This window comes from Polaromonas sp. (assembly GCF_039932935.1).
Lineage (GTDB): Bacteria > Pseudomonadota > Gammaproteobacteria > Burkholderiales > Burkholderiaceae_C > Polaromonas.
Genome location: NZ_JBDTPB010000135.1, coordinates 1 through 8,267, shown reverse-complemented (window position 1 = coordinate 8,267; position 8,267 = coordinate 1). Strand labels below are relative to the sequence as shown.

General features: G+C 64.5%; 7 protein-coding genes and 2 pseudogenes. 2 read left to right on the top strand and 7 right to left on the bottom strand.

All coding sequences use genetic code 11. From position 1 onward, the window contains the following. The 3 genes and pseudogenes from ABI546_RS20160 to ABI546_RS20150 form a co-directional block, all read right to left on the bottom strand. Positions 1–416 (bottom strand): annotated as a pseudogene (locus tag ABI546_RS20160) (sugar ABC transporter permease); the annotation flags it as partial. Between the two features lie 158 nt (positions 417–574). Beyond that, entirely contained in the window at positions 575–1,864 is a 1,290-nt protein-coding gene (locus ABI546_RS20155; protein WP_348049558.1) for an ABC transporter substrate-binding protein, read from the bottom strand. A 51-nt stretch (positions 1,865–1,915) separates the two neighbouring features. Beyond that, the gene (locus tag ABI546_RS20150; protein ID WP_348049556.1) at positions 1,916–2,137 is read right to left on the bottom strand and encodes a hypothetical protein; all 222 of its coding nucleotides are present in this window, start codon (positions 2,135–2,137) and stop codon (positions 1,916–1,918) included. A 307-nt stretch (positions 2,138–2,444) separates the two neighbouring features. Here ABI546_RS20150 and ABI546_RS20145 point away from each other — a divergent pair, with 307 nt between their 5' ends. Beyond that, on the top strand, positions 2,445–3,473 hold the full coding sequence (locus ABI546_RS20145) for a LacI family DNA-binding transcriptional regulator (protein WP_348049554.1): 1,029 nt from the start codon (positions 2,445–2,447) through the stop codon (positions 3,471–3,473). Positions 3,474–3,530: 57 nt separating this feature from the next. Further along, positions 3,531–3,683: pseudogene (locus ABI546_RS20140) on the top strand (GntR family transcriptional regulator); the annotation flags it as partial. Positions 3,684–3,929: 246 nt separating this feature from the next. Here ABI546_RS20140 and mrdA read toward each other — a convergent pair. The 4 genes from mrdA to ABI546_RS20120 all read right to left on the bottom strand — a co-directional run. Next, positions 3,930–6,008 (bottom strand): penicillin-binding protein 2, encoded by a 2,079-nt coding sequence (mrdA, locus tag ABI546_RS20135; protein ID WP_348049552.1) that lies wholly within the window; start codon positions 6,006–6,008, stop codon positions 3,930–3,932. A 249-nt stretch (positions 6,009–6,257) separates the two neighbouring features. Next, complete coding sequence (gene mreD / locus ABI546_RS20130) at positions 6,258–6,776, bottom strand: rod shape-determining protein MreD (RefSeq protein WP_348049550.1); 519 nt, start codon at positions 6,774–6,776, stop codon at positions 6,258–6,260. Between the two features lie 19 nt (positions 6,777–6,795). Continuing rightward, positions 6,796–7,713, bottom strand: coding sequence for a rod shape-determining protein MreC (gene mreC, locus ABI546_RS20125; protein WP_348049548.1), 918 nt, complete (start codon positions 7,711–7,713; stop codon positions 6,796–6,798). 66 nt (positions 7,714–7,779) lie between these two features. Continuing rightward, the coding region (locus ABI546_RS20120) for a rod shape-determining protein (RefSeq protein WP_348049546.1) at positions 7,780–8,267 on the bottom strand (488 nt) is incomplete at its 5' end.

Sequence of the window (8,267 nt, the reverse complement as noted above, 5' to 3'; positions counted from 1 at the left end):
CCGCGCCAGAAACCGCGGCCAATGATCTTGCGGTTCAGCACCAGGGCCGTGACCAGCGAGAAGAACACCATCAACGCCACCTGGATCAGGCTGAACTTCACCGTGTTGGCGATGGAGCGCCAGAAAATGTCGGTGCGGCAAGTCTGCAGGTCCGCATAGTCGCGGCATTCAAGCAGGATCGCGAAATTTTCCAGCCCCGTAAAAGGCCGTTGCGTCGGCAGCAGGTTCACCCCGCCCGTGACCGCGTACACCAGGTTCACCACGATGGGCAAAAAGGTGAAGATGCTGATCACCACCAGGTTGGGCCCGACAAAAAGCCAGCCTATGCGCGAAGCCCCCAGCCATTTCTGGCCTAGCCGGAACACCGGCTCAAACAGGTTGAACAAAAAGCCCAGAAAAGCCGAGAAGACTGACATACCGACTCCGATCTACGTCCATTCATGGCGCACCGTCCGCAGCGCTGCGGTGTCCCCGCCTTATGCGAGGGATGCCGCGGAACTGGCTCCGCCAGGCCGCAGGCATCGCCCCCTGCAAGGGGGGAGGGGCGCACGCAGTGCGCGCCACGGGGGTGTGCCTACTTTTCGGCCTGCTTGACCGCTTCGGCCATGTCGGTGCCGATCTTGGTGACCGCCTCGTCCACGCTGATTTCCCCCACGATGGCCTGGGTGACGCGGGTCACGGTCGGCAGCATCAAGGCGCGGTTGTACTTGTAGCCTTGCAGCGCGTAGGCCGGGGGCGCGATCGTCGCGGTGCCGCTGGTGAACACACCCAGCGCGGCCCGCGCCGCGGGACCGGCGCTCGGGTAGCTCACGCCTTTCTTGGCCACGCCGGCATGGGCCGGGATGTTGTTGGTGCGCGAAGCGAATTCGGCGACGTTGGCTTCCTGCGCCATGAAGTCCAGGAAGCGGCCCACTTCCTTGGGCGACTTGGTCGTTTTAAGCGCCACCCACGCCGCGCCGCCGGGCATGCCCGAGCAGGCGGCAGGACCGCAGGGGTTGGGCACGGCGACCCAGTCGAAAGCGTTGCCGATTTCCTTTTGCATGCGGTTGATCTGCCATGAACCCGACAGGATCATCACGACACGGCCGTTCTTGAACTCGCCCACGGCATCCGCATAGCTGGAGCCGCCCGAGCCGCCCCAGACGTCCTTGAGCATGGTGCCGTCCTTGTGCCAGCCAACGAACTTGCCCACGGTGGTCTTGTAGCCCTCGTCTACCAGGAGGTTTCCCTTGGCATCGAAGATCTTGGCGCCGTAGCTGACGGCGGGGCCCGCGAAACGGTGGCCCGAACGGTCCCAGGCCATGGCGGCCGGGGTCTGCGTGGCCTTGGCCACCTTGCGTGCTGCATCGGCCCACTCCTCCCAGGTGGCCTTGGGGCCGGGCATGGGCACCTTGGCCTGTTCGAACAGGGTCTTGTTGACGAAGGGGCCGGTCATGGTCATCTGCGACAGGAAACCGTAGATGCCCTTGTCGCCCGCCTTGTTGCGCATCCAGGGCAAGGTGCTGCCGAAGTTGTCTTCCCAGTACTTGCGGTCTTTCACATGGGCGCTGATGTCGATGTAGTTCTTCGACAGGCCGCCGATCTCGGCGACACGCGCGATGTCGGGCCCCTGGCCGGCCGCGAGCTGCACCGGCAGTTGCTCGACCACCGTTTTGTAGGGCACCACGTCGAGGATCACTTTGGCGCCGGCGTTCTGGGCTTCATAACGCTTGATGAGGTCGGCCGTGACATCGCACTCATTGCCGTCCTGGTAGCACATGACGCGGATGTCGGCGAAGGCGCTGGTGCCCAGCGTGGCGACCGCGGCGCCCAGAAGGCCGGCGCGCATGGCGTGGCTGGCGAGGGAACGAAGTTGGAAGTTCATGGTTGTCTCTTTCTGGAAAAAAAGGAAGGTGAGGCCGATCGGTCGTCGGCTTCAGGAATGCGCCTCGACCGCCGGCGCAAGGGCGAAACCCGTGGGCGTCTCGCTCCAGTCGCGCAGGGCAGCGTCGATGAAGGTGTCCGGGGCGCGCGACGGAACGCAGCGCGGCATCCGTCCACCGCCGAGCAGCATTTCCTCGGTGCGCAGACACGGATCGAGCAGGAGCATCGGCAGGGGCTTGCCGTCGCTGTGTGTGCTGCTGGAGGTGAAAACCATGTCGTTTGTGCCGTTGGGCTGCGATCGTTACGGGCCTTGGATTATTATGGCAAACGTTTGCCAACACTTGGCAATCGTTTGCCACACTTGTCAACTGCAGTTTTCTGGGTTATATGTTGTCTTGGTAGGCACCGATCGCGCCGCCGGTCGGCCACCCGCCGTCGCCCCTTGTTTTCCAAAAATACGACCCATCGATGCTTCGCTTTCCACTCGCCGGACTCCCGCCTCGCCATCCGCATGTCCGGCCTTCACACCAACCCAACATTCGCTGCGGCGTCCAGACCCGGCAGACCTGCCGCCCGTACCGATGACCGACGACACCCCGCGCAGACGCAAGGGCGTCGGCCCGGTTTCGCTGAGCGAAGTCGCCGTGCAGGCCGGCGTCTCAATCTCCACCGTCTCGCGCATCGTGAACGGCGAGACCCGGCGGGCTTCGCCGGAAACGCTGGCGCGCGTGCGCGAGGCGATCAAGACCGTGGGCTACCACCCGAACCAGCTGGGGCGCGCGCTACGCAGCCGTGAGAGCCGCCTGGTCGCGATGCTGGCCGCCAACCTCGACAACCCCGTGATGGCCACGCTGGCCGCCTCCACCGAGGCCGCGCTGCGCGAGGCCGGCTACACGATGATCCTGTGCGACACGCACGACCGGCCGGAGCTGCAGGACGACTATCTCAACGCCATGCGTTCGCAAGTCGTGCAGGGCTACGTGATGGTCGCGGCTCAGCCCAGTGCCGGCCTGCGCGACTTCGTGGAGCGCGGTGCGCCTATGGTCTTCGTAAGCCGGCGCAGCCCGTTCGGCACCTGCGCCTTCGTGGGGCCGGACAACCTGGCGGCCGGCGCCGCCGCCGCAGACTACCTGCTCGACCGCGGCATCGACGCGCCGGCCGTGGTATTTCCGTCGCGCGGATCGTCCACGACCAGGGAACGCGTGCAGGGCTTCTGCGAGCGGGCTGGCGCCAGAGGCTTGTCAGCTGACCGGATCCGTCGGGTGGAGGCCCCGGGCATCTCGCACCTGGAAATCGGCTACGCCGCCGCAGCCCAGTTCGCGGCGCCCGGTGCCTGGCCGCGTGGCGCGATGTGCATCAGCGACCAGGTCGCCTATGGGCTGTACCGCGTGGCCCGCGAGAGTGGGATCCGGGTGCCCGGCGATTGCGAGCTGGTCGGCATCGACGGTAACCCGATCAATGCCTGGCTCGCCCCGTGGCTCACCTCGGTTGAAATTCCGCATCAGGATTTCGGACCTGTCATCGTGGACCTGATGCTGGGCCTGTGGGGCGGCGAAGCGCCACGCGAACGCCTCATGCCGCACCGCATGGCGGCTGCGCTCGAGACCTGAAACCGGCCAGGCCTGCGCGCCTTCAGGAAAGCTTACTTTCTATATCCCATTCAAACCAGCCTGCAGCCGGCCCTGACCACGGTGCGCATTGACGGCACGCGCATCGTGCAAACGGCCGCGCCGTACATTGTTGACCGCGCCGACGGCCGCAGCATTGCGCAGCCCATTGTCGACATCGGTTTTTCCATCATTGAACGGAATACGGCCTGACCGGCCTGAAGCCACGTTGCGCAATAAGACGGCACAACATTTTTGACGCCGCACAGCCATCGCAGCGGCAAGCGCAACAGGGACGAAAGCACAAATGCTATTAATTTGATAGCTGCTTGCGCCCGCTCATTAAGGGCTGGAGCCCGATTTCGTTGAAAATCCGGTCGCCGCATTTGGAGGGTCAAATGGGCGCCCCGCCCTTTCACATCCTGCGCCACCAGCTATCAAATCGATAGCACGCCCAGGTTAATCGGGGTTGATGCCGGCCGCAGCCATGGGCGGCGCAAGCTTGCTGAGGGCTTCCGCAATCGCCGCCGCCTTGGCCTTGGCGGCGGCAGCTGCCGCGGCATTCGTCGGCCCGGGCGCAGCGCCTGCAGCGCTGGCTGACAGCAGGCCGGCCACGTCGGCGGCCTGGCGCGGCTTGCCGATGGGGGCGGCCGCCAGCCCCTTCTGCACAGCAACCATGTCTTCCTCGCTCGGGTACTGTCCCAGCAGCACATAGTCAAACACCCGCCGCGCAATCGGCGCTGCCACCCCGGCGCCCCAGCCGGCGTTTTCCACAATCACGGCCAGCGCGATCTTGGGGTCTTCGGCCGGCGCGAACGCCATGTAGACCGCGTGGTCGCGCTGGTATTCCTCCATCTTGGCGCTGTTGTATTTGTCTTTCTGGCCAATGGTGACGGCCTGCGCCGTGCCGGTTTTTCCGCCGCTGAGATACCCGGCACCGGCAAACACCCGCGCCGAGGTGCCCTCCTGCGTCACACCGACCAGGGCCTTGCGCACGATCGCGATGTTTTCAGGCTTGTAGCCCAGGTCTTCCGGCGCATCGGCGGGCAAGGGGTGCATCACGCGTGTCACCGGGTCCTGCGTACCGATCACCAGCCGTGGCCTGTGCTTGACGCCGTTGTTGGCGAGCACGGCGGTGGCCTGCGCCAGCTGCAGCATGGTGAAGGTGTTGTAGCCCTGCCCGATCCCCAGCGAAATGGTTTCACCGGGGTACCACTTCTGGTGTTCCGGCCGTTTGTAGGCCTTGCGCTTCCAGGCCTGGCTGGGCAGCACGCCGGTCACTTCGCCGCTGATGTCGATGCCGGTGATCTGTCCGAAGCCCAGCGGCTTCATGAAGTCATGCATCGCGTCGACACCGAGCTCGTTGGCCAGCGAGTAGTAATAGACATTGCTGGACTTCACGATGGAGCGGTACATGTCCACCGCGCCCAGCGCAATGTCGCCGTGGCTGCGAAAGACGTGGCCACCGAAGCTCCAGGACGCGTTGTCGTTGACGATGAAACTGGGCGAGCGCTTTCCGGTTTCCAGCGCGGCCATCGCCATGAAGGGCTTGTAGGTGGAGCCCGGCGGGTAGGTGCCACGCAAGGCGCGGTTCAGCAGCGGCTTGTCCAGCGAATCCCGCAGGTACTGCCAGCTTTCCGTGTCGATGCCGTCAACAAACAGGTTGGGGTCGAAGGTCGGCTTGCTGACAAAAGCCAGCACGTCGCCGGTCTTCGGGTCCATCGCCACCAGGGCACCACGCCGGTCGCCGAACATGTCTTCCACCAGCTTTTGCAGGCGGATGTCCAGCGACAGCATGACCGTGTTGCCGGGTGTGGCCGGATTGCTGGCCAGTTTGCGCATGGCGCGGCCACCGGCCGAAGTCTCGACCTGCTCGACACCGGTGGTGCCGTGCAGCTGCTGCTCAAAACTCTGCTCGACACCCAGCTTGCCGATGTAGTCGGTGCCGCGGTAGTTGCCTTCGTCCTCGCTGTCCTCAATGGCTTCTTTTTCTGCCTGGTTGATGCGGCCGATATAGCCCACCACATGGCTGCCCAGCTCGCCATAGGGGTAACTGCGAAACAGCCGGGCCTTGATGTCCACGCCGGGAAAACGGAAACGCTGCGCGGCAAACCGGGCAACTTCCTCGTCTGTCAAGCGGGTGCGTATGGGCAGGGATTCAAAACTTTTCGACTCTTCACGCAGCCGCTTGAAGCGCCGCTTGTCACGCACCTGGATATCCACCACTTTTTCCAGCGCGGCAATGGTCTCTTCAAGGTTGTCGACTTTCGAAGGCGTGATCTCCAGCGTGTAGGCCGAGTAGTTGGTCGCCAGCACCACGCCGTTGCGGTCAAGAATCAAGCCACGATTCGGCACGATGGGCACGATGGCCGTGCGGTTGCTTTCGGCCTGTTCGTTAAGGTCGGCATGCCGGTACACCTGCAGGTACACCAGCCGCGTCGCCAGCAAGCCAAACGCACACAACACCACAAAACTGGCTACCAGTACCCGCGCACGAAAACGCGAAAGGTCGGCTTCGACGTTCCTAAGCTCAGTCATGAAATGTGCCCCCACGGTCGCTCACTGCGTGTGCTCCCTGCCCCCCGAGGGGGCCGCTGCGCCTGCGGGCCGGCGAAGCCGGACCCGCGGCCCCGACTGGATTAGGAACGAAGAAACCCATGCGGCGCTCCCCGTCATGCAAGCAGGGGCCGCGGAACTGGCTTTGCCAGGCCGCAGGCGCAGCGGCCCCCTCGGGGGGCAGCGCATTACACGCAGCCGAAGGCGGAGTGAAAAGCGTGGGGGCCATATCTACAGTGGTCGATTCTGATCAGGGTCCGGCGCACGCCGCTGCGGCACCAGCAGCAGCACACTGACAACCGGCCACAAAACGGCTTCGATCACCGGCGCGAGCAGCATGATCCAGCCCGGAAAAATTCCGCCGCCGATCATGCGAATGACTAGCTCCACACCATGCGCCACCGCGAACAGCGGCAACACCTGCACGGCCTGCGACGGCACCGTGAACCAGAGCAGGCGGCGATGGATCATCGTGGCGGAAAAACTCAGCGCCGTGTACGACAGCGCATGCTGACCCAGCAGCGAGGACTGGTGCACGTCCATGCCCAGGCCGAACATGAAGGCCACGCCGATGCCGACGCGCAGCGGCTGGTGCACGTTCCAGAACACCAGCACCAGCGCGAGGAAATCGGGCATCCAGGGTACGCGGCCCAGCGGCAACATGTCCAGCAGCAGCGCCGCAATAAGGCTGCACCAGATGAAGACGGGGTTGGCGGGCAGCAGCAGCTGCTGGCCTGACGGCATGATCATGTCGTCGTTCCTTGCATGATCATTTGGTGCCCTTCTTTTTGTGCGCTGGTTCGGGCGTGTCGTCTGGCCGCGGTGGTATCTGGCCGGTGCCGGGCTTGACGACGATGACATGGCGCGCGCCCGTCACCAGTGCTTGCGGTGTGCAGAAAATTTTGGCAAACGCCGATTCGGCGCGCCGCTCGATGCGGCTGATTTTGGCGACCGGCAGGCCGGCCGGGTACACGCCGTCCACACCGCTGGTGGTCAGCAGGTCACCCTGCTGCACGTCCGAGTTGCTGCCCATGAAACGCAGCTCCAGCCCGCTGCCCGAAACGGTCGGATCGCCGTAGGCCACGCTGCGGGCACCGGTGCGTACATTAAGCACAGGAATGGCCAGGTCGCGGTCAACCAGCAAAGTCACCTCGCTGACCAGTGGATGCACACGCGTGACCTGACCGAGCACACCGGACTCGTCGAGCACCGGCGAGCCGAGGTCCACGCCTTGCGCCATGCCCTTGTCGATGATCACCTTGCGGGTGTAGGGGTCGGCGGCGTCGTACAGCACTTCGGCCGCCATCACCGGCGTGCCGAGCTGCTCACGCAAGCCCAAGAGCTTGCGCAGGCGGTTGTTTTCCTGTGTGAGCTGCTCGACCTGGCCGGCGCGCAGCGACTGCAGCGCGAGCTTGCGGCCGGCTTCGTCACTGTTGGTTTTGGCCTGATTCAGCGTGGTGAAATATTCCACGCCGTTCTTGGCGCCGCGCACCGGCTGCAAGGCCAGCCACTGCACCGGATACAGCGCGGTGGCCAGCGCGGCGCGCACCGGCTGCGTGATGCGAAAGCGGGTGTCGGCCACCATCAGGAACAGCGACAACGCGCTGAAAAACATCAGCTTGGACAGCGCCGACGGCCCCTGCTTGAAGAAGGGCGGTGGGGACCTGTCGAGTGTTCCTAAAGGCATGGTTCGCTGTCAGGCTGGCCCCGCTTCATGCCTGCGATGCGTGGCATGAAGTACGGCATGCGGCGATTATTCCGAAGTGAAGATGGAACCCAGACGATCCATGCGCTCCAGCGCAATGCCGCAACCGCGGACCACGCAGGTCAACGGATCTTCGGCCACGAGCACCGGCAGGCCGGTTTCTTCGGCTAGCAGGCGGTCCAGGTCACGCAGCAATGCACCACCGCCGGTGAGCATCATGCCGCGCTCGGCGATGTCGGCGCCCAGCTCGGGCGGCGTCTGCTCCAGCGCGTTCTTCACGGCGCTGACGATGTTGTTGAGCGGGTCGGTCAGGGCTTCGAGGATTTCGTTGCTGGAAATCGTGAAGCTGCGCGGCACACCTTCGGAAAGGTTGCGGCCCTTGACTTCCATTTCCTTGACTTCGGAGCCGGGGAAGGCCGAGCCGATGCTTTTCTTGATGGCTTCGGCGGTGGGCTCGCCGATCAGCATGCCGTAGTTGCGGCGGATGTAGTTGATGATGGCTTCGTCGAACTTGTCGCCGCCGACGCGGACCGAGC